The following is a 25,245-nucleotide window of genomic DNA, read 5'->3' as shown; positions in this document are numbered from 1 at the left end:
CAGGAAGTCTGAATCTACACATCAAAACATCTGGAAATGCTTAGATGCGCACAACCCTGGACATTGAAGATGACGTACTGGTCGCCGCCAAGGAAATGGCACGTCGTGAGCACCTGACAGCCGGGCAGGTCATTTCCCGCCTTGCACGGCTGGCCTTGACGGCGCGGCTTGATCAGCAGCCGTCCGCGCCGACAGTGGCCGGATTCAGGCCGTTGCCTGCACGGGGCGTGTTGGTCAGCAATGACCAAGTCAATGCCCTTCGCGAGCGCGAGGGTGTTTGATGGCCGCGCTGCTGGATGTCAACGTGCTTATTGCCTTGCTGGATGCTGACCACGTGCACCACACGGTCGCAACGCATTGGCTGAGTGAGCACCTGGATGCGGGGTGGGCGTCGTGCCCACTTACCCAGAATGGGTGCATCCGCATCCTGTCACAAGCCGCGTACCCCAACCGTGCGCCCGCGGCCGAGGTGGCGGCGCGCTTGGCTGAGGCCACCCGCAACCCGGTGCACCATTTCTGGCCAGATGCCGTAAGCCTGCTGACACCTGGCTTGATGGAATGGAACAAGTTGCTCACCGGTCGCCACATCACCGATGCTTATTTGCTGGCGCTTGCGGTGAAAAACCATGGGGTGTTTGTCACGCTGGACCAAGGCGTTCCGCTATCTGCCGTGCAAGGCGCGCAAGGCGAACATCTGGTGGTGCTCAACGTGTCCAAGCAATGACAGCCCAGGTTGGTCATCGCGAGGAGGCGAAGCCGACCCGGCAATTCAGAGGTTTGGCTTTTCGCGTTGCCAATGAGTCAATGCGGCGGGAAATAGTGACAGGATGGAACTGGATTGCCGCGTCGGCTGCGCCTCCTCGCTGTCGTTTTCAGAAGACGAGTGCACCGGTTCATTCGACTGGCCGCCCGATCGGCTGGGCCGTTCGCTGCCGCACTTGATCGAAACAATTGGCGCTTTGGAAGGGTGTGGCGTCGGGTTCCGGTCGCCTGAGGCCATCGATACCACGACGCCGGGCGGGAGGCTCATCTTTCACGTATTCGGCGCATTGGGCCAGTTCGAGCGCGACTTGGTCGGGGAGCGCAGCAAAGCCGGGCTGGCCGCCGCTGCCGCTCGCGGGCGCAAAGGCGGACGCAAGTCCGTTTTCAGCGCAGAGAAATTGCAGCGTGCGCGAGATTAAATCGCCAACGGGCGGAACGTCCGCGAGGCCGCTGCATGGCTCAAAGTCGGCAAGACTGCCCTAACGGTTATGACATTCTGTGCATTCGCCTTCTGAAAACGACACGCGGCACGCGAAATCACGGCCTGGCGATTCTCGAAAATGGTTCTTGAACGGTTATTCTCGAACTCTTGCCATTGCAATGAGTTTCGATAAGAAAGAATGCCCATGCGACCATCCGTTGTGCTCGACATGAAGCGAAGTGCAGTGCGCGAAGCGGTAACCCGCTTTCGCACGGCGAATCCGCGCGTTTTCGGTTCGGTGCTGCATGGCACCGACCGGGACGGCAGCGACCGCGATTCTGATGGCCCTTCTTGTGTTCAACTACGCGGAGACGGGCACCAGTGGAGCGTGACCTTGTGGATGCATCCGCGAAGAGTGAATTGCTTGTCATGATGCACGGCCGGGCAGAGGCCACGCAGGTGGCGCACGAATACCTTGACCTGAGGCGAAAAAAGCCATGTTGATCGGCTATGCGCGCGTCTCGACGCAGGATCAGAACCTTGAGTTGCAGCAGGAAGCCTTGACCAAGGACGGATGCCAGAAGGTTTTTGAAGACACGGTAAGTGGTACGAGGGCTGACCGCCCCGGCTTGGCCAAGGCGATGGAAATGCTGCGCGAGGGCGATGCCCTCGTGGTCTGCAAGCTGGATCGCTTGGGCCGTAGCGTCAAGCAACTGGTCGATCTGGTCGGCGAGCTGCACCAGCAAGGCGTCCAGTTCAAGAGCCTGACCGATGCGATTGATACCGGCACGCCATCTGGCCGGTTCTTTTTCCCCGTTATGGCCAGCCTGGCCGAAATGGAGCGCGATCTGATCGTTGAGCGTACCCGCGCCGGCTTGGATGTCGCCCGTCAGCTTGGCCGCAAGGGCGGTCGCAAACCCAAGATGACCGACAGCAAGATCGAGTCAGCCAAAAAGCTGCTGGCCAGCGGCGTGCAACCCGGGGACGTCGCCAAGAACCTCGGCGTGTCCGTTCCTACGCTGTACCGCCGGGTGCCAGCGCCACGGGCGATGGTCATTCGATGATGGTCCGCTGCCTTCCCGCAAAGGGCGGGGTGTTGGGAGCCTTTCTGGCGGTGAGTGAACTGAACACTGCGGCCGCGAAAGAATGGCTTGCTGTAGGTCGGAGTTGGCTGTGACTGATGGCAGCATTGCGAACCTTTGGCCGACGTCGAATTGCCTTTTTTCCCCCGGAATGAGTCTATGAAAATCCTCGTTACCGGTGCCGCCGGCTTCATCGGCATGAGCACCGCACTGTGCCTGGTGGCGCGCGGCGATGAAGTCGTCGGAATCGACAATCTCAACGACTACTACGAGGTCTCGCTCAAGGAAGATCGCTTGCGGCAGCTCACCTCGCTGCCGGGTTTTCGCTTTGCGAAGCTCGATGTCGCCGATCGGCCGGGTATCGAGCAGCTGTTCGCGGCGGAGCGCTTCGAGCGCGTGATTCATCTCGCCGCGCAGGCCGGCGTGCGCTATTCGCTGCAGAACCCGCAGGCCTACGTCGATAGCAACCTGGTCGGCTTCGTGAATATTCTCGAAGGCTGTCGCCACAACCAGGTGCAGCACCTGGTCTATGCCTCGAGTTCGAGCGTTTACGGCGGCAACACCCGCATGCCGTTCTCCGAGCATGACAGTGTCGACCACCCGGTGAGCCTCTACGCGGCGACCAAGAAGGCCAACGAGTTGATGGCGCATACTTATAGCCATCTATACGGCTTGCCGACCACGGGTTTGCGCTTTTTTACGGTGTATGGGCCGTGGGGCCGGCCGGACATGGCGCTTTTTCTGTTTACCCGGGCGATCCTCGAAGGTCGGCCGATCGACGTTTTCAACCACGGCAGGATGCAGCGCGATTTCACCTACGTGGATGACATCGTCGAAGGCGTCATCCGGGTCATGGATCGCAGTGCCACGGCCAATGCCGGCTACCTTCCGGACGCAGCGGATCCGGCGACGAGCAACGTGCCTTACCGGGTGTTCAACATCGGTAATCACCAGCCGGTGCCGCTGCTTGATTTCATTGCCGCCATCGAAGAGGCGATCGGCAGGAAGGCGGAAAAGCGCTTGCTGCCGATGCAGGACGGCGACGTGCCGGCGACCTGGGCCGATACGGCATTGCTGGAGGACTGGGTCGGTTTTGCGCCGGCGACGCCGGTGGCGGAAGGGGTGAAGCGTTTCGTGGCCTGGTATCGGGACTACTACAAGGTTTGAGGTGGGCTGACCTTGCGGAGAACTCGCACCGGCGCTGGCCGATTTTGGTGAGAGAGTTTTGGGGGTTCGGGAGTTTGGGAGCCTGGTCCGGATGCGGCGGAAGAGTAGTGAGAGCTATGTAGTGTTGCATTCTTGACGAGACTTTCGGCAAGCATCGTCCACCCTCCGTCATTGCGAGGAGGCGAAGCCGACGCGGCAATCCAGAGGTTTGGCTTTTCGCGTGCTCATCATGTCAATGCGGCGGGAAATAGTGAGAGGGTGGAACTGGATTGCCGCGTCGGCTGCGCCTCCTCGCAATGACGTGGTGGGGTGGGGGGGGCGAGTTTGGTGGCGAGTGCGGCGGCGTTGGTCGATTGGTTTTTCTGGTGGTTTTGCGAGGTTGTCTTTAATGAAAATTACTGTCATCGGTACCGGCTACGTCGGTCTGGTTTCTGGAGCCTGTCTGGCCGACGTCGGCAACGATGTGCTCTGTCTCGACCTTGATGCGGACAAGATCCGTATTCTCAAGGAGGGTGGGATCCCGATTTTTGAGCCTGGGGTGGCGGCGATGGTCAAGGCGAATGTGGACGCGGGACGACTGCGCTTCACGACCGATGTCGAAGAGGCCGTCGCCCACGGCCTCCTGCAGTTCATTGCCGTCGGCACGCCGCCGGACGAGGACGGTTCGGCCGACCTGCAGTATGTGGTGGCGGCCGCGCGCAACGTGGGCCGCTTCATGAGCGGGTACAAAGTGGTGGTCGATAAATCGACGGTGCCGGTGGGTACTGCCGACAAGGTGCAGGCGGCCATTGGCGAAGAACTCGCGGCGCGCGGGGCGAGCATCGACTACAGCGTTGTCTCCAACCCCGAGTTCCTCAAGGAAGGGGCGGCACTGGAAGACTTCATGAAGCCCGACCGGATCGTCGTCGGCACCCAGGATCCGCGTGCGATCGAGGTGATGCGCGAACTCTATGCGCCTTTCCAGCGCAATCACGAGCGCTTGCTGGTGATGGATGTGCGCAGCGCCGAGCTGACCAAGTACGCCGCCAACGCGATGCTGGCGACGCGCATCAGCTTCATGAACGAACTGGCCAATCTCAGCGAACGGCTGGGGGCGGATATCGAACTGGTGCGCAAGGGGATTGGTTCCGACCCGCGGATCGGCTTTGATTTCCTGTACCCCGGGGCCGGTTACGGCGGCTCGTGTTTTCCCAAAGACGTGCAGGCGCTGATTCGCACCGCCAAGGGCGCGGGTCACGAGCTCAAGGTGTTGCAGGCGGTTGAAGAGGCCAACGACGCGCAGAAGAGCGTGCTCACGCAAAAGATCGCCAAGCGCCTCGGCGATGACCTCGCGGGCAAGACCATCGCCCTCTGGGGCCTGGCCTTCAAGCCGAACACCGACGACATGCGCGAGGCGCCCAGCCGGGTGTTGATCGCCGAGCTGCTGGCGCGTGGCGCGCGCGTGCGCGCCTACGACCCGGTGGCCCGCCATGAGGCGCAGCGCATTTTTGCCGGCGAAACGCGGATCGTGTTTGTCGACAAGCCGATGTTGGCCGTGCAGGGCGCCGACGTGCTGGCGATCGTCACCGAGTGGAAAGAGTTCCGCGCACCGGACTTCCCGGCCATCAAGGCGCTGCTCAAAACGCCGGCAATTTTCGATGGGCGCAATCTCTACGATCCGGCCGTGCCGCGGCGGGCAGGGCTGGAGTATTTTGCGATTGGGCGCCTGTAGGACGGCGCGAGGGGCGGGAGGGGCGGCGCGGGGGGCGGCTCCAGACAAACCCCTCCGTCATTGCGAGGAGGCGCAGCCGCTACCGCGATCCAGGCAACCCCTCCGTCATTGCGAGGAGGCGCAGCCGCTACCGCGATCCAGGCAACCCCTCCGTCATTGCGAGGAGGCGCAGCCGCTACCGCGATCCAGACAACCCCTCGGTCATTGCGAGGACGCGCAGCCGACGCGGCAATCCAGAGGTTTGGTTGTAGGCCTTATCGGTGCGACGACCGCCAAGTAGTCAGATGGTGTAACTGGATTGCCGCGTCGCTTCGCTCCTCGCAATGACGGAGGGAGGGGCTTGGCGGGGGTGGGGATTCGGTGTTTTTTGGGGAGAGATGCTTTCTGATGGGCAAGCAGCCAGCCGTTTACATTTTGGCCAGTCGCCGCAACGGGACGCTGTACAGCGGCGTGACGTCGAATCTGGTGCAGCGGGTCTGGCAGCACAGGAACGATGTCGTTGATGGTTTTTCGCGCAGATATGGGGCGCACCTGCTGGTGTTTTACGAGCTGCACGAGTCCATGCAGGCGGCCATTGTTCGCGAGAAACAGATCAAGGCGGGGTCGCGGCTCAAGAAGTTGCGCTTGATCGAGTCGATGAATCCCGAGTGGGAGGACTTGTATGCCGGCATTGTGTGAGCGGCAAGCGTGCATTGCCGAATGCGGCTCGGCTCGGCTTGGCTCGGCCCGGCCCGGCTCGGCTCGGCTCGGCTCGGCTCGGGCTTGCGCGTAGCGCTACGGTTCACTGCGCATAGTCGCATAGTGAGTGAAGCGCACGAGCCGCCGCAGCCATCCAGGCAGTCACCCCCGTACCCGTACCCCGCCATTGCGAGGAGGCGCAGCTGCTACCGCGATCCAGACAACCCCTCCGTCATTGCGAGGAGGCGCAGCTGCTACCGCGATCCAGACAACCCCTCCGTCATTGCGAGGAGGCGCAGCCGACGCGGCAATCCAGAGGTTTGGTTGTAGGCCTTATCGGTGCGACGACCGCCAAGTAGTCAGATGGTGTAACTGGATTGCCGCGTCGCTACGCTCCTCGCAATGACGGTGTCGGGGGACGGGGGACGGGGTGCGGGGTACGGGGGACGGGGGACGGGGGACGGGGGACGGGGGACGGGGGACGGGGGACGGGGGAGCAGGTGCTGGATCAGCACTTGCGGCCGTCGGGCACGCGCGCAAATCCGAAACCGCCGCCGCGATTTGGCTGGATGCAGATGGTGATGCCCAGCGAGCGGGCGGAGCGGGCGATGTCGGCCGGGAAGGCGCTGAAGGGGATGGCGCGTTCGACGACTGACTTGATGAAGGCAATCTCTTCCTGCTGGTCGCCTGCGTTGAGTACCTTGAAGGTTTTCAGGCTGCCGTCGGGATTGATGCGGAAGTGGACGGCGGCCATGCGCATGCCCTTGCTTCTGGGGTCGTTGCGCACGAAGGCGGCGCTGCGGTTGAGGCGTTTGACGACGCCGTCCACATAGAAATCGAGGCTGAACTGCGCGGGTGGCGGGGTGTTGGGGAGGCGCTCGAGAATGGCTGTGCCCTCTTCGTCGTTGCGCGCCTGTTGCTGGCCCTGGCTGCGCGCCATGGCCAGCGCGCTCTGCGCCAGCTTCGGTTTGGCTGCGGGTTTGGCCTCCGCTTCCAGATCGTCGAGAAAACGCTTCATCTCGTACTTCTCGCCCGTGAACCACCGCGGCCCCTGGGCGACCGCTGCTGCCGGCGCGGCGGGGACGGTGATCACCCGCGGCTGTGGCTGCGCTTGCGGCGGGGTCGGTTTGAGCGTCGGCTTTTTGACGGCGGCTGTGGCTGGCGGCTTCGGCGTTGGCTTCGGCGTTGGCTTCGGCGCTGGCTTCAGCGTTGACTTGGGTGCTGGCTTGGGCGGTGGCTTGGCCGCAACGCGTTTCGGTGGCGTAAGCGGCTGCGGCGGCGTCGCTGGACGCGGTGGGCTGGGTCGCGCCGCTTGCGGGGTGGGCGACAGCGTGGCTTCGAAGCGCGATGACATGGCGCGCAGGCGTGTCGGTTCTTGCTGGGGAAAGAACAGCACCACGCCGTGCACGATCAGCGACAGGGCGACGGCCCAGGTCAGCGAACGCGTCCTTGGTGAGCGGGGTGCGCAATCCATATCGATCGGGAGCATTCCTGGCTGGCTGCCAGGCGGGTTCGGAGGGGGCATTGTGGCGAGCTGTTTGGTGGGCCAGCCCATCGCCTCTGAGCAAGCGCTGCGGCCCGGTGGGCGCAGCCGCCGGCTGCGGCGCCGCGACTTGCGGCGGAGTGTATGCGCCCTTGGCGGTCGGCGTCAATCGACGTGATGCCCGGCTCCGCCTTGCGGCGGCGGGCTTGGCGCTTGTCTCGCCAGCCTCTGCCGGAGTGCGCGCGACGCTTCATTGTGGTGCGCGCAGAGGGCGAGCCGCGCCCCGCGAAAGTGCGTGCCGACGATAAACAAGCTTTGCGGCGCTCGTTTCACGCGCTTTTGTGAGCTGGCACGGTGATTGCTTAGTACCCCTCGCTGGAAGAAATTTTTCCCGATTACCCCGTTTCCAACTTTCGAGGAGCAATCAGATGCTACGTCGCAATTTCGTGAAGACCGTTTCCGCCGTTGCCGTTAGCGCGGCTTTGGGGCTGAGTTCCTTCAACGCGCTGGCCGCCGAGACGATCAAGGTCGGTGTCCTGCATTCGCTTTCCGGGACGATGGCGATTTCCGAGACGGCGCTCAAGGAAACCGTGCTCATGGCCATCGCCGAGATCAATGCCAAAGGCGGCGTGCTCGGCAAGCAGTTGGAGCCGGTGGTCGTCGATCCGGCGTCGAACTGGCCGCTCTTCGCCGAGAAGGCGCGGCAGCTGCTCAGCCAGGACAAGGTGGCGGTGACTTTCGGTTGCTGGACCTCGGTGTCGCGCAAGTCGGTGCTGCCGGTGTACAAGGAGCTCAATGGCCTGCTCTTCTACCCGGTGCAGTACGAAGGCGAGGAACTCGAGTACAACGTCTTCTACACCGGTGCGGCACCAAACCAGCAGGCGATTCCGGCGGTCGAGTATCTGATGAGCAAGGATGGCGGTTCGGCGAAGCGTTTCGTGCTCCTCGGTACCGACTATGTCTATCCGCGCACGACCAACAAGATCCTGCGTGCCTTCCTGAAGTCCAAGGGTGTGGCCGACGCCGACATCATGGAGGAATACACGCCTTTTGGTCATAGCGATTACCAGACGATCATCGCCAAGATCAAGAAGTTCTCCAGCGAAGGCAAGCGTACGGCGGTGGTGTCGACCATCAACGGCGACTCGAACGTGCCCTTCTACAAGGAACTGGGCAACGCCGGCATCAAGGCGACGGAAGTGCCGGTGGTGGCTTTCTCGGTTGGTGAAGAAGAGCTGCGCGGCGTCGATACCAAGCCGCTGGTCGGCCATCTGGCGGCCTGGAACTACTTCATGACCCTGAAGAACCCGGTCAACGACGGCTTCACCAAGGCTTACCGCGCCTGGGCGGTCAAGCAGGGTCTGCCGAACGCCGACAAGGCGGTGACCAACGACCCCATGGAAGCGACCTACATCGGCGTTTACATGTGGAAGCAGGCGGTCGAGAAAGCCAAGTCGACCGATGTCGACAAGGTCATCGCGGCGATGGCCGGGCAGACCTTCAAGGCTCCGTCCGGCTTCGATATCAAGATGGACGAGAAAAACCACCACCTGCACAAGCCGGTGTTCATCGGCGAGATCCGCGCCGACGGACAGTTCGATGTCGTCTGGAAGACCCCCGGCCCGGTCAAGGCGGCGCCGTGGAGCCCGTACATTCCGGGTAACGACAAGAAGAAAGGCGAGCCGGAAGGCAAGTGAGCGTCGTTTGCTGAATGCGTAAATAGTAGATGAGTGGTTGAGGGCACGGGCGGCGCGTATTGCGCAGGCCCGTGCCTGATCCTGGAGAGAGCATGCGTACGATTGGATTATTGGTTTTCGGCTGGCTGTTGAGCATGTCTTCTGCGCTCGCGGCGATTGACCCGGCGCTGCTCACGCCCCTGGCGTCCGCCGGCAACGACGCCAAGATCACCGCCATCACGGCCCTGACCGAGGGCGCGCAGCGCGAGGCGCTGCCGGTACTCAAGGCCATGCTCAAGGGATCGCTGGCGCTGGCCGGCGAGCGCGTGGTGATCGTCGATGGCGAGCGGGTGATCGATGCGGCGACCAATACCGCGATCCTCCCGGCGCCGGAAGTGACCGAGTCGATCGCCATCAACAACCGTCTGCGCCGCGAACTGACGTCGACCCTGGCGGCGCTGCGCCTGTTTTCCAGCGAACGCGAAGTGCGCTGGGAAGCGGCGCAGGAAGTGGCGTCGGGTGCCGACGCCGAGCTGCTGCCGCTGCTCGAAAAGGCGCTGGCCGCCGAAAGCGATGCCGAGATCAAGGCCACTCTGCAAATGGCGCATGCGCAGGGCAGCCTCGGTTCGAGCGACGCCGTCGTTCGCCTCGGTGCCGTGCGCCTGCTTGGCGACAGCGCTGATCCCAATCTTCTGCAGTTGCTCGCGCCGCTGACCGAAAAGCGCGATGGCAACTGGATCGAGCCGGACAGCGCGGTGCGCGCGGCCGCCGGCACCGCGATCCGTGCCATCGAAAAACGCCTGGCTTTCGCCGAGAACGTCGGGCGCGCCTTCACCGGTGTGTCGCTGGCCTCGATCCTGCTGCTCGCGGCGCTGGGCCTGGCCATCACCTATGGCGTGATGGGGGTGATCAACATGGCGCACGGCGAGCTGCTGATGGTCGGCGCCTACTCGGCGTGGGCGATGCAGAGCGTCTTCCAGGCCTATTTCCCGAATTTTCTCGACTGGTATCTGCTCGCCGCTATCCCGGCCGGTTTTCTCGCCGCGGCGCTGGTCGGTGTGCTCATGGAGCGCCTCGTCATTCGTCACCTCTATGGGCGGCCGCTGGAAACCCTGCTCGCCACCTGGGGCATCTCGCTGTTCCTGATCCAGGTCGCACGTACCGTCTTCGGCGCCCAGAACGTCGAAGTCGCCAATCCGGTGTGGATGGCCGGCGCCGTCGAGGTGCTGCCGAACCTGCTGCTGCCGTGGAACCGGATCATCATCATCGGTTTTTCGATTGCCGTGCTGGCTGCCATGTGGTCGATCCTCAATCTCTCGCGGATGGGCATGTTCGTGCGCGCGGTGACCCAGAACCGGCCGATGGCCGGCTGTGTCGGCGTGCCGACCGGGCGTATCGACACCATGGCTTTCGGCCTTGGCGCGGGCATCGCCGGGCTCGGCGGCGTGGCCTTGTCGCAGATCGCCAACGTCGGCCCGGACATGGGCCAGGGCTACATCGTCGATTCCTTCATGGTTGTCGTGCTCGGCGGCGTCGGGCAGCTCGCCGGCGCGGTCTGGGCGGCGCTCGGTCTCGGCGTGCTGACCAAGTTCCTCGAAGGCTGGACCGGCGCCGTGGTTGCCAAGATCGCTGTCCTGGTGATCATCATCATCTTCATCCAGAAGCGTCCGCAGGGGCTGTTCGCCCTCAAGGGCCGCTTCGTCGAGTCGTGAGGGAGCATCCATGAGTTCTTCGTCTGCCCGCACGCCCTTCATCGTCCGCCTCGGGCGTAGCTTCGACGCGCGCAGCTGGCTGCTGGTCGGGCTGTTCGCCGCCTTCGCGCTGGTCGCGGTGCCGGTCATGCACCTGCTGCTGCCGCCCGAGAATCCGCTGCACCTGTCGACCTACTTCATCACCCTGACCGGGAAGATTCTCTGTTATGCGATTGTCGCCGTGGCCATGGATCTGATCTGGGGTTACGGCGGCATCCTCTCGCTCGGCCATGGCCTCTTCTTCGCGCTCGGCGGCTACACCTTCGGCATGTACCTGATGCGCGAGATCGGTCGCGACGGCAGCTACCAGAGCGACCTGCCCGACTTCATGGTCTTCCTGGACTGGCAAGAGCTGCCCTGGTTCTGGACCGGCAGCGAGCACTTCCTGTGGGCCGTGCTGCTGGTACTGATCGTGCCGGCGCTGATCGCCTTCATCTTCGGCTACTTCGCTTTTCGCTCGCGCATCAAGGGTGTCTATTTCTCGATCATCACGCAGGCCCTGACCTACGCGGCGATGCTCCTCTTCTTCCGCAACGAGACCGGTTTCGGCGGCAACAACGGCTTCACCGACTTCAAGCGCATCCTTGGCTATTCGATCACCGCGCCGGAAACGCGGGTGGTGCTTTTCGGCCTGTCGGCGCTGGCCCTGATCGGCACCCTGTTGCTGGCGCGCTTCCTGGTGACCTCGAAGTTCGGCCGCATCCTGACGGCGATCCGCGATTCCGAATCGCGCGTCATGTTCATCGGCTACAACCCGCTGTGGTACAAGCTTTTCGTGTGGACCCTGTCGGCCATGCTGTGCGCCATCGCCGGGGCGCTCTACGTGCCGCAGGTGGGGATCATCAATCCCTCCGAAATGGCGGTTGCCAACTCCATCGAGATCGCCATCTGGGTCGCCGTCGGCGGACGTGGCACGCTGATCGGCGCGGTCATCGGCGCTTTCATCGTCAACCTCGCCAAGAGCTGGTTCACGGTCAGCTTCCCCGAATACTGGCTGTTCTTCCTGGGTACGCTGTTCATCGTCTCGACGCTGTGGTTGCCGCAGGGTGTCGTTGGCCTCTACCGGCGGCTGCGGGCTGGAACAGGGGGGGCGCAGGATGGTCAGCCGGCCGCGGCGCAGGTGGCATCGCTTGCTGCCGTCGCTCCCGTCGCTGCCGCCGCTGCCGTCAGCAAAGGAGCGGGCGCATGAACGCGACGAATGCGATGAACGCGATGAACGCGACGAACGCGACGAACGCGAGTGAGCTGCCAGTCAGCGACAATCCGGACTGGGACAGCGGTACTGCCGAGCTCGGGCATATGTACAGGCCGGGCGAGCTCGACCTGTCGCACAAGGTCGTTCTCTATCTCGACGAGATCACGGTCAGCTTCGACGGTTTTCGCGCCCTCAACAAATTGTCGCTGACCATCGACGCCGGTGAGCTGCGTTGCATCATTGGGCCGAACGGCGCCGGCAAGACGACGATGATGGACGTCATCACCGGCAAGACGCGGCCTGACGAAGGCCGCGCTTTCTTTGGCCAGACGCTTGATCTGACGCGCCTCTCGGAACCCGAGATCGCGCATCTCGGCATCGGCCGCAAGTTCCAGAAACCGACCATTTTCGAGAACCACACGGTCTTCGAGAACCTCGAGCTGGCGATGAAGACGGACAAGCGCGTCTGGCGCAGCCTGCTGGCGCAGCTCGATTCGGCGGCCGGCGACCGCATTGCCGAAACGCTGCAGACGATCCGCCTCGGTGCTCACGCCGACCGCCTGGCCGGCCTGCTTTCGCACGGCCAGAAGCAATGGCTGGAGATCGGCATGCTGTTGATGCAGGAGCCGAAGCTGCTGCTCCTCGACGAACCGGTGGCCGGCATGACCGACGAGGAAACCGAACGCACCGGCGAACTCTTTCTGACCCTGGCCGGCAAGCATTCGCTGGTCGTCGTCGAGCACGACATGGCTTTCGTCAAGCAGCTCGGCGGCAAGGTCACCGTGCTGCACGAAGGCAGTGTCCTCGCCGAAGGCGCGCTCGAGGAGGTGCAGGCGGATGCGCGGGTCATTGAAGTTTATCTGGGGCGCTGAGAATCCATGAGTGCATTGAACACCACGCTGAACGTCAGGAACCTCAACCAGTACTACGGCGGTAGCCACATCCTGCGCGACCTCAGTTTCACCGCCGAGGCCGGCAAGGTGACCACCATTCTTGGCCGCAACGGGGTCGGCAAGTCGACCCTGCTCAAGTCGCTGATGGGGATGGTGGCGACGAAAGGCGGCAGCATCGAGTTTGCCGGCCGCGATCTGAGTCGCAGCGCTTCGCACCAGCGGGTCAAGGCCGGCATCGGCTACGTGCCGCAGGGGCGCGAGATTTTCCCGCGCCTGACGGTACACGAGAACCTGCTGATGGGGCTCGCCAGTTGTCCGGGCAGTACGCCGATCCCCGAGCGCATCTTCGAGATGTTCCCGGTGCTGCGGCAGATGTTGCGCCGTCGCGGCGGCGATCTTTCCGGTGGCCAGCAGCAACAGCTGGCGATCGGCCGTGCGCTGGCCATGGGCCCCAAGCTGCTGATCCTCGACGAGCCAACCGAAGGCATCCAGCCGTCGATCATCAAGGACATCGAGCGCGCCATCCGGGCCCTGGCGCAAAGCGGCGAAATGGCCATTCTGCTCGTCGAACAGTACTATGATTTCGCGCGTTCCCTTGCCGATCAGTACCTGGTGATGGAACGGGGCGAGATCATCATGCGCGGACGAGGTGAAGACATGGATAAAGACGGGGTTCTCGCAGCCCTTGCCGTTTGATTGCGGCGCCGGCGGCAAGGGACGGTAGCGACGGTAGCGACGGTAGGGACGGGCAGGCCAGCGAGGAAGCGGCGCGCCCCGGCTGGCAGGCGCGGCTGGCGCTGGGTTTCGAGCGCCGCGGCGCGAACAGCGCGCTGGTGCAGCGCGAGCATTTCGGGCCCTTGCGCGTGCAGAAGGCGCTCTACCCGGAAGGTCCGGACGTTTGCCATGCGATTCTGCTGCATCCGCCGGGTGGCATCGCCGGCGGCGACAGCCTGGAGATCGCGGTCAATGTCGGTGCTGGCGCACGCGCGCTGCTGACCACACCGGGCGCCGGCAAGTGGTATCGTGCGGGCGGTCGGCAGGCGAGCCAGTCCTTGAGCGTGCGGGTTGGCGAGGGTGGCGTGGTCGAGTATCTGCCGCAGGAGACGATCGTCTTTGACGGCGCCGAAGCGCAGATGCAGACGCGCATCGAATTGGCTGGCGGTGCGCTGTTCTGCGGCTGGGAAATCCTCTGCCTGGGACGAACGGCGTCTGGCGAGCGCTTCAGTCATGGCCGTCTGGAACTGGCGACGCGGATCGAGAAGCAAGGGCAGCCGCTATGGCTGGAGCGCGGTCGGCTGCTCGGCGGCTCCTCCTGGCTGGCGGCTGCTCCCGGTCTCGCCGGCTTTCCGGTCAGTGCGAGCTTGCTGCTCGCCGGCCGGGCGGTCGAGCGCGACTGGCTGGCAGCCTGCCGCGCCTTGCCAGTGGCCGATGGCCTGCTGACCGGGGTGACCGCCTTGCCCGAGCTGCTCGTTGCGCGCTGTCTGGCGCCCGGTGCCGAGGCGGCGCGGGGATGGCTGCGCGAGGTATGGCAGCAATTGCGCCCGCTGGCGCTCGGCAAAGCGGCCGTCTTGCCGCGTATATGGAATACTTGAACCTTGAACGCCTGTATGCCGGACTGCCGGAATGCGGCAGCTGGATTGCGGCGTCACTCTCGCCCGCAGGTCATTGCGCGGAGGCGCAGCCGACGTGGCAAGCGAGAGGTTTTGCCTTGTGGGTGGTCGATGCGGCAGAAAAAGTGAGAGGATGGCCCTGGATTGCCGCGTCGGCTGCGCCTCCTCGCAATGACGGTGGGGGGCCAAATGTCAGGCACCATAAGCGTTGCGGGCAGTTTGCCGTGTCGCCGAAAGTCTCATCAATGATTCAGTATTACACCAGGAAGCCCGAGGAAGACGAATGGAACTGACGCCGCGAGAGAAAGACAAGCTGCTCCTGTTTACTGCCGCGCTGCTCGCTGAACGGCGCAAGGCGCGTGGGCTGAAGTTGAATTACCCGGAGGCGGTGGCGCTGATCAGCGCGGCGATCGTGGAAGGCGCGCGTGACGGGCGCACGGTCGCCGAACTGATGAGCTTTGGGACGACGATTCTGAACCGCGATGAGGTGATGGACGGCGTGCCCGAGATGATCCACGACATCCAGGTCGAAGCGACGTTTCCGGACGGCACCAAACTGGTCACCGTTCACCACCCGATCATCTGAGGAGGGGCCATGATTCCCGGAGAAATGCAGGTCCAGCCCGGCGAGATCGAACTCAACGCCGGTCGTCAGACGGTGCAACTGACGGTCGCCAACACCGGTGACCGCCCGATTCAGGTCGGTTCGCACTACCACTTCGCCGAAACCAATACCGCGCTGGTTTTCGACCGTGCGGCGGCGCGCGGTTTCCGGCTCGATATCGCCGCCGGAACGGCGGTGCGCTTCGAACCCGGGCAGACGCGCAGCGTGCAGTTGGTGGCGCTGGCCGGCCAGCGACGCATCTATGGTTTCAACGGTCTGGTCATGGGAGGGCTGGAATGAGCGTCAGGATTTCCCGGCAGGCCTACGCCGAGATGTTCGGGCCGACCGTCGGCGACCGCGTGCGCCTGGCCGACACCGAGTTATGGATCGAAGTCGAGGACGACTTCACGGTCTACGGCGACGAGGTCAAGTTCGGTGGCGGCAAGGTCATTCGCGACGGCATGGGGCAGGGCCAGCAAGTGGCGGCTGAAGTTGCCGATACCGTGATCACCAACGCCCTGATCGTCGACCACTGGGGAATCGTCAAGGCCGACATCGGCATCAAGGAGGGCCGCATCAGCGCCATCGGCAAGGCCGGCAATGCGGACATCCAGCCTGGCGTGAGCATCGCCATCGGCGGCAGCACCGAGATCATTGCCGGTGAGGGTATGATCGTCACCGCTGGCGGCATCGACGCGCATATCCATTTCATCTGCCCGCAGCAGATCGACGAAGCGCTGATGTCGGGAATCACGACCATGCTCGGCGGCGGCACCGGCCCGGCCACCGGTACCTACGCGACGACCTGCACGCCGGGGCCGTGGCATATCCAGCGCATGCTCGAGGCCGCCGACGCTTTTCCGATGAATCTCGGTTTCTACGCCAAGGGCAATGTCTCGCTGCCCGAACCGCTGCGCGAGCAGGTGCGTGCCGGCGCCATCGGTCTCAAGCTGCACGAGGACTGGGGAACGACACCGGCGGCGATCGACAACTGCCTGGCGGTGGCCGACGAGATGGACGTGCAGGTGGCGATCCATACCGACACCCTCAACGAATCCGGATTCGTGGAAACGACGCTGGCCGCCTTCAAGGGGCGGACGATCCATACCTTCCACACCGAAGGTGCCGGCGGCGGGCACGCGCCCGACATCCTGCGCGCGATTTCCGAGGCCAACGTCCTGCCGTCGTCGACCAACCCGACGCGGCCGTACACGGTGAATACCGTCGACGAGCATCTCGACATGCTGATGGTCTGTCACCACCTCGATCCGGCGATCGCCGAAGACGTGGCTTTCGCCGAAAGCCGCATCCGCCGCGAAACGATCGCCGCCGAGGACATCCTGCACGACCTCGGCGCGCTGTCGATGATGTCCTCGGACTCGCAGGCGATGGGTCGCGTCGGCGAAGTGATCATCCGCACCTGGCAGACGGCGCACAAGATGAAAGTGCAGCGCGGGCATTTGCCGGCACCGGCGGCCGCGGCCAACACCGGGGACGCGAGCGCCAACGACAACTTCCGCGTCAAGCGCTACCTGGCCAAATACACCATCAACCCGGCCATCACGCACGGCATCGGCCACCTGGTCGGCTCGATCGCGGTCGGCAAGCTTGCCGACCTGATTCTCTGGAAGCCGGCGTTCTTTGGCGTCAAGCCGTCGCTGATCGTCAAGGGCGGCATGATTGCCGCCGCCGCCATGGGTGACGCCAACGCCTCGATCCCGACACCGCAGCCGGTACACTACCGGCCAATGTTCGGCGCCTTCGGGAAGGCGCTGCGCACTTCCGTGACTTTTGTTTCGCAGGCGGCGCTGGATAATCCGGAGCTCGCTGCGCTGCAATTGAGCAAGCCGCTTTTTGCCGTCCGCGACACCCGCCAGGTGCGCAAGGCGGACATGGTGCATAACGGCGCGACGCCGAAGATCGACGTCGATCCTGAAACCTACGCCGTACGCGCCGATGGCGAGCTGCTGGTCTGCGCGCCGGCGAGCGTCCTGCCGATGGCGCAACGCTATTTCCTTTTCTGAGCCGAGCATGCTTTTTGCCGAATCCTTTGCCGATGACCAGACTCCCGCCAGCGATCGCCTGGTGCTGCCTTACGATGTGCGCCGCAAGAGTCGGCAGCGGGTGACGCTGCTCAGCGGCGAGGAACTGGGCTATGTGCTGCCATCCGGCACCGTGCTCAAGCAGGGTGATCGCCTGCTCACCGGCAACGGCCTGGTGATCGAAGTCGAGGCGGCGCCGGAAGTGCTGCTCGAAGTGCGCACCGGCGACAGCCTGCTGCTCGGCCGTGCCGCTTACCACCTCGGCAATCGGCATGTGCCCGTCCAACTCGGCGAGCACTTTCTGCGCTTCCAGCCCGACCACGTACTGGCCGAAATGCTGGTCGGCCTGGGTTGCCCGGTCAGCGAGATCGAAAGTCCATTTGACCCCGAGGGCGGCGCCTACGGCGCACATACGCATGCCCATGCGCGTACGCACGGCTATCGTCCGCTGCCCGGCGCGGATGTCACGGAAGCCCATCATCCCGGCCACGGCCCGCACCGCTCGCCGGCCAAAATTCATGAGTTCAAGTGAGAACGTGTCAACGGGAGTCCTTGAATCCTTGAATCCTTGAGTCCTTGAATCCGTCACTGCCTCGTCTGCTGCAACTCGCCAGCCCGGCGCTGCCGGTCGGCGCCTACACCTATTCGCAAGGTCTCGAGTGGGCGGTCGAAAGCGGCCGGGTGCACGACCAGGGCAGCGCGCTGGCGTGGATTGCCGCTTTGCTGGACGAGGGTATCGGCTGCTTCGAAGCACCGCTCACCGCCCAGTTGCAGCGCGCCTGGGCAGATTCGCAGCATGGCGAAATCGCGCGCCTGAACGCCGACTTTCTGGCCAGTCGCGAGTCCGCCGAATTGCGCGCCGAGACTCTGCAGATGGGTTATTCGCTGCGCCGACTGTTGCATGAACTGGACGACTTTGCCGTGCCACCGGCTTTCGACGCGCTGGCAGAGCTTTCCTTCCCGGTCGGCTGGGCGCTGGCGGCCGAGGTCTGGAAAATACCGGTCGCCGATTCGCTGACCGCGTATCTTTGGTCATGGTGCGAGAATCAGGCCATGGCGGCGCTCAAGGCGGTACCGCTCGGGCAGACTGCCGGGCAGCGCATTCTGTTGGCTCTGGGTAGCCGCCTGCCGGCTGTCGTGGAGCGCGCGCTTGTCCTTCCCGAAGAACGCTGGAGTAACTTTGCTCCTGGCCTGGCGCTGGCCTGCAGCGGCCATGAAACGCAATACACGAGACTCTTCCGCTCATGAAAGAAAGTGTGAAAGAAAGTACCCCCAAGATGAACCCACGTCCCGCGCTGCGCATCGGTATCGGAGGCCCGGTCGGTTCCGGCAAGACGGCACTCACCCTGGCCCTGTGTCTGGCGCTGCGCGACAGGTACAGCCTCGGCGTGGTGACCAACGACATCTATACCGCCGAAGACGCGAAATTCCTCGTCCAGCACGCCGCGCTGCCGCAGGCACGCATTCTCGGTGTCGAAACCGGCGGCTGCCCGCATACCGCCATTCGCGAGGATGCGTCGATCAATCTCGAAGCCGTCGCCCGCCTGACGACTGCCTTTCCGGATATCGAGATCGTCTTCGTCGAGTCCGGCGGCGACAATCTGGCGGCGACCTTCAGCCCCGAACTCTCCGACCTGACGATCTACGTGATCGACGTCGCCGCCGGCGAAAAGATCCCGCGCAAAGGCGGCCCGGGGATCACCAAGTCCGACCTGCTGGTGATCAACAAAACGGACCTGGCGCCGATGGTCGGTGCGTCGCTGGAAGTGATGGACAGCGACAGCCGGCGCATGCGCGGCGCGCGGCCTTTCGTGTTCAGCAACATGAAGACCGGTGAGGGGTTGGCGGAGATCATTGCCTTCATCGAGGCGCGGGGGCTGTTGGGCTAGCGCAGCGTGGCCCTTGCGAGGCCACTTCCGGTGTGCCGGCAAGCAGCACGAAATCCTTGTGGTGCCTGGAATGCACATCTTTCGCACCGCGCCTTTTGTCGCCACCCCCGGCACTTGTTTCCCCGCTCACCGTCATTGCGAGGAGGCGCAGCCGACGCGGCAATCCAGTGCCACCCTCTCGCCAGGCGCTTGCCGGACAAGGACGACCCAGCTTGTCCTTTGAAAGAAATCGCCTTAGTGTGAAAGTCGCGCAAGCGACTCACGAAACTCCCTTCTCCCCTTGCGGGAGAAGGGGCAGGGGAAGAGGGAAAACGGTCATGACTTTCATGATCTGGGGTGTATCGATTGTCATGACCGTTAGCTGCGGACCTTGTGCCAATGACGCCAGGCGAGCAGGATCAAGGTGACGGCGGTGAGCGGCAGGGCGAAGCTGCCTATCACCAGCGAGAAGCCGCTTTGCGCGGCGTGGCCGGCGGCGTTGAGCACCAGGTAGGTGGTGTAGGCCGCATAGTAGACGAGGAACAGCGCCCCTTCCCAGCGCGCGATCAGGTGGCCGGTAAAGAAGATGGGCAGGCAGGCGACGGCAACGACGACCATCACTGGCAGGTCGAAGGCCATCAAGGACGCTGGCACGAGCAGATCGCCCGGGGCGATGCTGGCGGAGATGCCAAGCACGGCGAGGATGTTGAAGATATTGCTGCCAACCACGTTGCCGACGGCGATGTCGCGCTGGCCGCGTACCGCCGCCGTGATCGAGGTCGCGACTTCAGGCAGCGAGGTGCCGATGGCGACGATGGTCAGTCCGACGACCACTTCGCTCATCCCCAGGCGCCGGGCCAGGGTGACCGCGGCTTCGACCAGCCAGTTGGCGCCGAGTACGAGCAGCACAATTCCGGCCGCGACCAACAGGAGCTGCGCCAGCCAGTGAGCGTCCCAGGCGTGGCTGTCGACGGGCGGGAGCTCGGACACGAGCGGCGCGCCGGCACGGCTCTCGCGGCGGCTCTGGCGGATGACCAGGAAAGTGTAGGCGAGCAGCAGGCTGACCAGCAGCAGGCCGTCGCCACGGCTGATACCCCCGTCGCTGGCGAGCAGCCAGAGCAGCAGCGAAAGAGCGACCATCATCGGCACTTCCTGCTGGATCAACTGCCGATGCACCAGCAAGGGCGCGATCAGGGCGGATAGGCCGAGAATGAACAGGACGTTGAAAATATTGCTGCCGACCACGTTGCCGAGCGCGATGTCGACCTGGCCAGACCACGCGGATTGCACCGACACCGCGAGTTCGGGCGCACTGGTCCCGAAGGCGACCACCGTCAGCCCGACCACCAGCGGCGAGATACCGAACGACAAAGCGAGTTTCGAAGCGCCGCGGACCAGCAGTTCGGCGCCGACGATCAGGGCGATGAGACCCGGGATGAACCAGAGCATGTGATGTTTTCCGTGTGTTTGATGGGCGTAGTCGCCGGCCAGCGCGCAGGCCGCCAGCGCTGGCGCCGCCCCTTGACCGCGCGCAAGCCGGCTCCATGGCGGGTGGCGCGGCGATCATCGCACGCCCGTCAGTTCGACTCAAGCGCGCGTCCGCGATGCAAGTGCCGGCAAAAAGTGCACAATGACCGCTTCACTCGCCTTCGGAAACACTACATGTCGTTCCAGCCACGCGTTCTTGTCTGCCTGGCTTCCGAGCAGATCATGCAAAACACTCTGCCGGCACTGCGCTTGCGGCCGGCTCAGGTGGTCATCGCTGCCAGCGATGCCGAGCCGGCATGCCAGGGTGCGTTGCAGGTCAGTCGCGTTCTGCGTGAAGCAGGCTGGGCGGAAGATGCGGTGCGTATCGTTCGCCACACGCCCGACCACGACCTCGGGCGCATCAGCAGCTACGCTCGCGAACTGGCGGCGTCGCTGGGCCGCGAATTCCCTGCTTGGCCGATCGACCTCAATGCCAGTGGCGGGACGAAGGTGATGTCCTTCGGCTTTCTCGGGGCCTTTGCCGGCCTGGGCGATGCCTGGTACTGCGATACTCACCACGATCTGCTCGAGCCTCTGGGTGGCGGCGAGCCGCTGTCCTTGCCGCCGGACATGCTGCGCCTGAGCGACCTCTTGCAGATGCAGGGTTACCGCGTCGTCGCCGATCCCACCTGGGGCGCCGATTTCGCCCTCGCCGCCGCCGCGCGTGCTTTTCTGACCGAGCATCTGGCGTGTTCCGCTGCGCAGCTCGGCGGCTTCTTCGGTTACGTCAACCGGTTGACCCGCGAAGTTCTGCCAAAGACGCGTCCGGATGGCATGGTCATCCGTCCGTTTCAGAGCGAAATCGTCGCCGAACGGCCGCTCTTCGCCAATCACCACCAGCTTGCCTGGGCCTTCGAACAGGCTGGTATCTGGCACTGGGACGGCGACTGTCACTTCGCTTTCGGCAGCGAGACCTTGACCCGCTACGCTGGTGGCGGCTGGCTTGAGGAATGGGTCTGGCTGACGCTCGCTGGCTTGCAGGCCGATGGCTTGATACCCGACGGCCACTGGGGCACCAATGTGCGCATCGACGCCGAGGGCGCACCGGAAGGCACCGGCAACGAACTCGACGCCGCGCTGGTGTGGCGCAACCAGCTCCTGGTACTCGAATGCAAGACCGGCGTGCAGATCACTACCGAGGGCGGTAGTCAGGCCATCCTCAACCGTCTCGACAGCCTGCGTCGGCATGTCGGCGGGGCGATGGGCGAAACCTGGCTGCTCACCGCCAGGCGACTGCATCCCGGCACCGGTTCGGCGGCGCGCGAACGCGCCCGCGCCTACCGTATCCGCCTCATCGAACCCGAGCAACTGGCGGACCTGCGTAGCGATATCGAGCACTGGATGCATCTCGACGAGGCTTCCCCTGCGCGGTCGTGACGCCCGTTGGCGCTCTCTTGTCTAGCGGGCGGCGCCACCCGTGCCTAGCGGCGAGGTGAGGCAGCTGCTGGCGCCGCGCTGGCTTTTCGCAGGCGCTGGGCGCTGTGCTAGAATCCTGCCCTCGCGGATCCGGCTGCTCGGGCCGCGCGATCCCTTCCGCGGCTGTTGCTGCCGCTGGTCGCAGATCCCGCTTTTCCATTTTTGTGCTGGGGTTGCCTTATGCCGGTTGTTACACTGCCTGACGGTTCGCAAAGAGAGTTCGCACAGCCGCTGACGGTTGCCGAAGTCGCGCAGAGTATCGGCGCCGGTCTGGCACGCGCCGCGCTTGCCGGCAAGGTCGACGGGCGTCTGGTTGACACCTCGTTCCTGATTGTCGGCGACGTGCAGCTGGGCATCATCACCGAGAAGGATCCCGAGGGCCTGGAGGTGATTCGCCACTCGGCCGCACATCTGATGGCCTACGCGGTCAAGGAGCTTTTTCCGGAGGCGCAGGTGACCATCGGGCCGGTCATCGAAAACGGTTTCTACTACGACTTTGCCTACCAGCGCCCGTTTACCAACGACGATCTGGCGGCCATCGAAAAGCGCATGGGCGAGCTCGCCAAGCGCGATATCCCGGTCGAGCGGGAGGTCTGGGAGCGCGCAGCGGCGGTGGCTTTCTTCCAGTCCATCGGCGAGCGCTACAAGGCCGAGCTGATCGAGGCCATCCCCGAGGGGCAGGAGGTATCGCTCTATCGCGAAGGCGATTTCGTCGACCTCTGTCGCGGGCCGCACGTGCCGTCCACCGGCAAGCTGAAAGTGTTCAAGCTGATGAAGCTGGCGGGTGCCTACTGGCGCGGTGATCATCGCAACGAACAGCTGCAGCGCATCTACGGTACGGCGTGGGCCAGGAAAGAGGACCAGGAAGCGTATCTGCATATGCTCGAAGAGGCCGAGAAGCGCGACCACCGCAAGCTCGGTCGGCAACTTGACCTGTTTCACCTCCAGGAAGAGTCACCAGGAATGGTTTTCTGGCATCCCAAGGGCTGGACGATCTGGCAGGAAGTTGAGCAGTACATGCGTCGTTTGCTCGGCCGGCACGGCTATTGCGAAGTGAAGACGCCGATGATCATGGATCGCTCCTTATGGGAGCGCTCGGGGCATTGGGACAACTACGCCGAGCACATGTTCACCACCGCTTCCGAAAATCGCGATTACGCGGTCAAGCCGATGAATTGCCCCGGGCATATCCAGATCTTCAATCAGGGCTTGCGCAGCTACCGGGACCTGCCTTTGCGTCTGGCCGAGTTCGGTTCCTGTCACCGCAACGAGCCCTCAGGGGCTTTGCACGGCATCATGCGCGTACGCGCTTTCGTGCAGGATGACGCGCACATTTTTTGTACGGAAGCGCAGGTGCTGCCCGAGACGGAAGCCTTCATCGACCTTTTGGAGAAGGTCTATGCCGATTTCGGGTTCACCGACATCATCGTCAAGCTATCGACGCGTCCAGAAAAGCGGATTGGTTCCGACGCCCAGTGGGACCGCGCCGAGGCCGCCCTTGGCGAAGGGCTGAAGGCCAAGGGTCGGAGCTTCGAGGTGCAGCCGGGCGAGGGCGCTTTCTATGGCCCGAAGATCGAGTTCTCGCTGAAGGATTGCCTTGGTCGTGTCTGGCAGTGCGGCACCCTGCAGCTCGATTTTGCCTTGCCCGAGCGCCTCAATGCGCATTATGTCGGCGAGGACAACGATCGGCATGTCCCGGTGATGCTGCATCGGGCAATCCTCGGTTCGCTGGAACGTTTCATCGGCATTCTCATCGAGAATTATGCTGGTGCAATGCCATTGTGGCTGTCGCCGACGCAGGCGGTGGTGCTCAATATTTCGGAGAAGCAGGGCGCGTACGCTGAACAGGTGGCGGCGACGCTGCGCAATGCCGGCCTGCGCGTCGAGGCGGATTTGCGCAACGAAAAAATTACCTATAAAATACGAGAACATAGCTTGAACAAGCTGCCCTACCAGATCGTCGTTGGCGACAAGGAAATGGCAGCGAACCTGGTGGCCGTGCGCACACGCGGAGGTCGGGATCTCGGACAAATGTCGATCGAGGCTCTGACTGGGCAACTTCTGGATGAAGTGGCCGCGCGAAGTGGTACGGCTTAACTTCTGTAGACACAAGGAGCGGAACCATCGCACTGCAAAAGGCGCAACGCATTAACCAAGAGATCAATGCATTAGAAATCCGGCTCATCGGCGAGGATGGCGAGGCATTGGGGGTCATGAGTTCCAGGGAGGCACTGTCGCTGGCTGAGGAAGCGGGGCTCGATCTGGTCGAGATCGCTCCGATGGCGCGACCGCCGGTTTGCCGGATTGTCGATTTTGGCAAGTTCAAGTACCAGGAGCAGAAGCGCCAGCACGAGCAGCGACAGAAACAGAAGCAGGTGCAGGTCAAAGAGGTCAAGTTTCGCCCCGGTACCGACGAGAACGACTACCAGATCAAGCTGCGTAACATGACGCGCTTCCTGGACGAAGAAGACAAGGTCAAGGTCACTTTGCGCTTCCGCGGTCGAGAAATGGCGCATCAGGATATCGGCATGCGCCAGATCGAGCGTATCAGAGGTGATTTGCAGGAAATGGCGGTGGTCGAGCAGATGCCGAAGATGGAAGGGCGGCAGATGGTCATGGTGCTGACGCCGAGCAAGAAGAAATCGTCGTAGAGGTAGATGTAGAAGCAGGTCCTGATACAAATCCTGGTAGCAAAAACAAGTGCGGTCGGGTCGAAAGTGCTCCCGTCGGGAGACACCTGGCAGCATGTTTATAAACGGAGCATGAAATGCCCAAAATGAAGACCAAGAGTGGAGCAAAAAAACGCTTCACGGTCAGCGCCAGCGGCCGCATCAAGCGCGCGCAGGCGTTCAAGCGTCACATTCTGACCAAGAAAGACACCAAGACCAAGCGCCAGTTGCGCGGGACGACCGAAGTTCATGCAGCTGACAAGGCCATGGTTCGTTCCATGATGCCTTACGCTTGAGGAGATAAGAGATGCCCCGAGTCAAACGCGGTGTAACCGCGCACGCCCGCCACAAGAAAATCCTCGCCCTGGCCAAGGGTTATCGCGGTCGCCGCAAGAACGTCTATCGTGTCGCCAAACAGGCGGTGATGAAGGCCGGTCAGTATGCCTATCGTGACCGTCGCCAGCGCAAGCGTCAGTTTCGCAGCCTCTGGATTGCCCGTATCAACGCCGCGGCCAGAGAACTGGGCATGAAGTACAGTACCTTCATGAATGGCCTCAAAAAGGCGCAGATTGAGGTGGATCGCAAGGTGCTCGCCGATCTGGCTGTTTTCGACAAGCCGGCTTTTGCCGCTCTGGCCGTGCAGGCCAAGGCCCAGCTCGACGCCTGAGCTCGACCCGTGTCAAGAAAGGA

At 63.5% G+C, this 25,245-nt stretch carries 25 protein-coding genes and 2 pseudogenes; 25 read left to right on the top strand and 2 right to left on the bottom strand.

The features are described 5' to 3' along the window. The first annotated feature begins 44 nt into the window (after window positions 1-44). The 8 genes and pseudogenes from QZ648_RS17755 (at window position 45) to QZ648_RS17720 (ending at window position 5,821) form a co-directional block, all read left to right on the top strand. Window positions 45-281, top strand: a complete 237-nt coding sequence (locus QZ648_RS17755) for a hypothetical protein (RefSeq protein ID WP_291997838.1) — start codon at window positions 45-47, stop codon at window positions 279-281. Continuing rightward, entirely contained in the window at window positions 281-724 is a 444-nt protein-coding gene (locus tag QZ648_RS17750; RefSeq protein WP_291997837.1) for a TA system VapC family ribonuclease toxin, read from the top strand. Before QZ648_RS17755 ends, QZ648_RS17750 begins: the two co-directional genes overlap by 1 nt. 106 nt (window positions 725-830) lie before the next feature. Further along, window positions 831-1,277: pseudogene (locus tag QZ648_RS17745) on the top strand (recombinase family protein); the annotation flags it as partial. Window positions 1,278-1,388: 111 nt separating this feature from the next. Beyond that, window positions 1,389-1,520 (top strand): annotated as a pseudogene (locus tag QZ648_RS17740) (nucleotidyltransferase); the annotation flags it as partial. A 160-nt stretch (window positions 1,521-1,680) separates the two neighbouring features. Next, window positions 1,681-2,247 carry a recombinase family protein gene (locus QZ648_RS17735; protein WP_291997836.1) on the top strand — a complete coding sequence of 189 codons (567 nt, stop codon included), beginning with the start codon at window positions 1,681-1,683 and terminating at the stop codon, window positions 2,245-2,247. A gap of 177 nt (window positions 2,248-2,424) precedes the next feature. Then, window positions 2,425-3,432 (top strand): NAD-dependent epimerase, encoded by a 1,008-nt coding sequence (locus tag QZ648_RS17730; protein ID WP_291997835.1) that lies wholly within the window; start codon window positions 2,425-2,427, stop codon window positions 3,430-3,432. Window positions 3,433-3,820: 388 nt separating this feature from the next. Beyond that, a complete protein-coding gene (locus tag QZ648_RS17725; protein ID WP_291997834.1) occupies window positions 3,821-5,143 on the top strand; it encodes a UDP-glucose/GDP-mannose dehydrogenase family protein in 1,323 nt (440 codons plus the stop codon). Between the two features lie 387 nt (window positions 5,144-5,530). Next, entirely contained in the window at window positions 5,531-5,821 is a 291-nt protein-coding gene (locus QZ648_RS17720) for a GIY-YIG nuclease family protein (RefSeq protein ID WP_291997833.1), read from the top strand. 508 nt (window positions 5,822-6,329) lie between these two features. On the opposite strand, the gene QZ648_RS17715 is transcribed toward QZ648_RS17720, so the two are convergent. Beyond that, complete coding sequence (locus QZ648_RS17715; protein WP_291997832.1) at window positions 6,330-7,310, bottom strand: hypothetical protein; 981 nt, start codon at window positions 7,308-7,310, stop codon at window positions 6,330-6,332. Between the two features lie 422 nt (window positions 7,311-7,732). Here QZ648_RS17715 and urtA point away from each other — a divergent pair, with 422 nt between their 5' ends. The 12 genes from urtA (at window position 7,733) to ureG (ending at window position 18,964) form a co-directional block, all read left to right on the top strand. Next, window positions 7,733-9,001 carry an urea ABC transporter substrate-binding protein gene (gene urtA, locus QZ648_RS17710; protein WP_291997831.1) on the top strand — a complete coding sequence of 423 codons (1,269 nt, stop codon included), beginning with the start codon at window positions 7,733-7,735 and terminating at the stop codon, window positions 8,999-9,001. A 92-nt stretch (window positions 9,002-9,093) separates the two neighbouring features. Beyond that, complete coding sequence (urtB, locus tag QZ648_RS17705) at window positions 9,094-10,692, top strand: urea ABC transporter permease subunit UrtB (RefSeq protein WP_291997830.1); 1,599 nt, start codon at window positions 9,094-9,096, stop codon at window positions 10,690-10,692. A gap of 10 nt (window positions 10,693-10,702) precedes the next feature. After that, window positions 10,703-11,920, top strand: coding sequence for an urea ABC transporter permease subunit UrtC (gene urtC / locus QZ648_RS17700; RefSeq protein ID WP_291997829.1), 1,218 nt, complete (start codon window positions 10,703-10,705; stop codon window positions 11,918-11,920). Window positions 11,921-12,030: 110 nt separating this feature from the next. Beyond that, window positions 12,031-12,798, top strand: coding sequence for an urea ABC transporter ATP-binding protein UrtD (gene urtD / locus QZ648_RS17695; protein ID WP_291997870.1), 768 nt, complete (start codon window positions 12,031-12,033; stop codon window positions 12,796-12,798). A 6-nt stretch (window positions 12,799-12,804) separates the two neighbouring features. After that, a complete protein-coding gene (gene urtE, locus QZ648_RS17690; protein ID WP_291997828.1) occupies window positions 12,805-13,515 on the top strand; it encodes an urea ABC transporter ATP-binding subunit UrtE in 711 nt (236 codons plus the stop codon). Beyond that, entirely contained in the window at window positions 13,512-14,411 is a 900-nt protein-coding gene (locus tag QZ648_RS17685; protein ID WP_291997827.1) for an urease accessory protein UreD, read from the top strand. The genes urtE and QZ648_RS17685 overlap by 4 nt, the downstream gene beginning before the upstream one ends. 301 nt (window positions 14,412-14,712) lie before the next feature. Next, on the top strand, window positions 14,713-15,015 hold the full coding sequence (locus tag QZ648_RS17680; protein WP_291997826.1) for an urease subunit gamma: 303 nt from the start codon (window positions 14,713-14,715) through the stop codon (window positions 15,013-15,015). A 9-nt stretch (window positions 15,016-15,024) separates the two neighbouring features. Beyond that, entirely contained in the window at window positions 15,025-15,333 is a 309-nt protein-coding gene (locus QZ648_RS17675) for an urease subunit beta (protein WP_291997825.1), read from the top strand. Continuing rightward, on the top strand, window positions 15,330-17,057 hold the full coding sequence (gene ureC, locus QZ648_RS17670) for an urease subunit alpha (RefSeq protein WP_291997824.1): 1,728 nt from the start codon (window positions 15,330-15,332) through the stop codon (window positions 17,055-17,057). Before QZ648_RS17675 ends, ureC begins: the two co-directional genes overlap by 4 nt. Before the next feature lie 7 nt (window positions 17,058-17,064). Next, window positions 17,065-17,607: an urease accessory protein UreE gene (gene ureE, locus QZ648_RS17665; RefSeq protein ID WP_291997823.1), complete on the top strand. Its 543-nt coding sequence runs from the start codon at window positions 17,065-17,067 to the stop codon at window positions 17,605-17,607. A 44-nt stretch (window positions 17,608-17,651) separates the two neighbouring features. Then, window positions 17,652-18,323: an urease accessory protein UreF gene (locus QZ648_RS17660; protein ID WP_291997822.1), complete on the top strand. Its 672-nt coding sequence runs from the start codon at window positions 17,652-17,654 to the stop codon at window positions 18,321-18,323. A gap of 29 nt (window positions 18,324-18,352) precedes the next feature. Beyond that, on the top strand, window positions 18,353-18,964 hold the full coding sequence (gene ureG / locus QZ648_RS17655; RefSeq protein ID WP_291997821.1) for an urease accessory protein UreG: 612 nt from the start codon (window positions 18,353-18,355) through the stop codon (window positions 18,962-18,964). A gap of 357 nt (window positions 18,965-19,321) precedes the next feature. On the opposite strand, the gene QZ648_RS17650 is transcribed toward ureG, so the two are convergent. Beyond that, complete coding sequence (locus QZ648_RS17650; protein WP_291997820.1) at window positions 19,322-20,392, bottom strand: calcium/sodium antiporter; 1,071 nt, start codon at window positions 20,390-20,392, stop codon at window positions 19,322-19,324. A gap of 213 nt (window positions 20,393-20,605) precedes the next feature. On the opposite strand from QZ648_RS17650, the gene QZ648_RS17645 reads away from it, so the two are divergent. The 5 genes from QZ648_RS17645 to rplT all read left to right on the top strand — a co-directional run bounded on the left by QZ648_RS17645 (window position 20,606) and on the right by rplT (window position 25,222). Then, complete coding sequence (locus QZ648_RS17645) at window positions 20,606-21,847, top strand: DUF1887 family CARF protein (protein ID WP_291997819.1); 1,242 nt, start codon at window positions 20,606-20,608, stop codon at window positions 21,845-21,847. 219 nt (window positions 21,848-22,066) lie between these two features. Continuing rightward, on the top strand, window positions 22,067-23,983 hold the full coding sequence (gene thrS / locus QZ648_RS17640) for a threonine--tRNA ligase (RefSeq protein ID WP_291997818.1): 1,917 nt from the start codon (window positions 22,067-22,069) through the stop codon (window positions 23,981-23,983). A gap of 26 nt (window positions 23,984-24,009) precedes the next feature. Then, entirely contained in the window at window positions 24,010-24,537 is a 528-nt protein-coding gene (gene infC / locus QZ648_RS17635; RefSeq protein ID WP_169065296.1) for a translation initiation factor IF-3, read from the top strand. Between the two features lie 116 nt (window positions 24,538-24,653). Further along, window positions 24,654-24,851: a 50S ribosomal protein L35 gene (gene rpmI / locus QZ648_RS17630; protein WP_291997817.1), complete on the top strand. Its 198-nt coding sequence runs from the start codon at window positions 24,654-24,656 to the stop codon at window positions 24,849-24,851. 11 nt (window positions 24,852-24,862) lie between these two features. After that, window positions 24,863-25,222, top strand: a complete 360-nt coding sequence (gene rplT, locus QZ648_RS17625) for a 50S ribosomal protein L20 (RefSeq protein ID WP_042335591.1) — start codon at window positions 24,863-24,865, stop codon at window positions 25,220-25,222. Window positions 25,223-25,245 lie beyond the last annotated feature (23 nt).

This window comes from Candidatus Accumulibacter sp. ACC012, assembly GCF_907163155.1.
Classification (GTDB): domain Bacteria; phylum Pseudomonadota; class Gammaproteobacteria; order Burkholderiales; family Rhodocyclaceae; genus Accumulibacter; species Accumulibacter delftensis.
Note: the sequence above shows the minus strand (reverse complement) of the source record. Positions and strands in the feature narration are given on the sequence as shown.

Coding starts and splice junctions, on each gene's coding strand:
- QZ648_RS17755 (WP_291997838.1), top strand. CDS start 45: ATGCGCACAACCCTGGACATTGAAGATGACGTACTGGTCGCCGCCAAG.
- QZ648_RS17750 (WP_291997837.1), top strand. CDS start 281: ATGGCCGCGCTGCTGGATGTCAACGTGCTTATTGCCTTGCTGGATGCT.
- QZ648_RS17735 (WP_291997836.1), top strand. CDS start 1,681: ATGTTGATCGGCTATGCGCGCGTCTCGACGCAGGATCAGAACCTTGAG.
- QZ648_RS17730 (WP_291997835.1), top strand. CDS start 2,425: ATGAAAATCCTCGTTACCGGTGCCGCCGGCTTCATCGGCATGAGCACC.
- QZ648_RS17725 (WP_291997834.1), top strand. CDS start 3,821: ATGAAAATTACTGTCATCGGTACCGGCTACGTCGGTCTGGTTTCTGGA.
- QZ648_RS17720 (WP_291997833.1), top strand. CDS start 5,531: ATGGGCAAGCAGCCAGCCGTTTACATTTTGGCCAGTCGCCGCAACGGG.
- QZ648_RS17715 (WP_291997832.1), bottom strand. CDS start 7,310: ATGCTCCCGATCGATATGGATTGCGCACCCCGCTCACCAAGGACGCGT.
- urtA (WP_291997831.1), top strand. CDS start 7,733: ATGCTACGTCGCAATTTCGTGAAGACCGTTTCCGCCGTTGCCGTTAGC.
- urtB (WP_291997830.1), top strand. CDS start 9,094: ATGCGTACGATTGGATTATTGGTTTTCGGCTGGCTGTTGAGCATGTCT.
- urtC (WP_291997829.1), top strand. CDS start 10,703: ATGAGTTCTTCGTCTGCCCGCACGCCCTTCATCGTCCGCCTCGGGCGT.
- urtD (WP_291997870.1), top strand. CDS start 12,031: ATGTACAGGCCGGGCGAGCTCGACCTGTCGCACAAGGTCGTTCTCTAT.
- urtE (WP_291997828.1), top strand. CDS start 12,805: ATGAGTGCATTGAACACCACGCTGAACGTCAGGAACCTCAACCAGTAC.
- QZ648_RS17680 (WP_291997826.1), top strand. CDS start 14,713: ATGGAACTGACGCCGCGAGAGAAAGACAAGCTGCTCCTGTTTACTGCC.
- QZ648_RS17675 (WP_291997825.1), top strand. CDS start 15,025: ATGATTCCCGGAGAAATGCAGGTCCAGCCCGGCGAGATCGAACTCAAC.
- ureC (WP_291997824.1), top strand. CDS start 15,330: ATGAGCGTCAGGATTTCCCGGCAGGCCTACGCCGAGATGTTCGGGCCG.
- ureE (WP_291997823.1), top strand. CDS start 17,065: ATGCTTTTTGCCGAATCCTTTGCCGATGACCAGACTCCCGCCAGCGAT.
- ureG (WP_291997821.1), top strand. CDS start 18,353: ATGAACCCACGTCCCGCGCTGCGCATCGGTATCGGAGGCCCGGTCGGT.
- QZ648_RS17650 (WP_291997820.1), bottom strand. CDS start 20,392: ATGCTCTGGTTCATCCCGGGTCTCATCGCCCTGATCGTCGGCGCCGAA.
- QZ648_RS17645 (WP_291997819.1), top strand. CDS start 20,606: ATGTCGTTCCAGCCACGCGTTCTTGTCTGCCTGGCTTCCGAGCAGATC.
- thrS (WP_291997818.1), top strand. CDS start 22,067: ATGCCGGTTGTTACACTGCCTGACGGTTCGCAAAGAGAGTTCGCACAG.
- rpmI (WP_291997817.1), top strand. CDS start 24,654: ATGCCCAAAATGAAGACCAAGAGTGGAGCAAAAAAACGCTTCACGGTC.
- rplT (WP_042335591.1), top strand. CDS start 24,863: ATGCCCCGAGTCAAACGCGGTGTAACCGCGCACGCCCGCCACAAGAAA.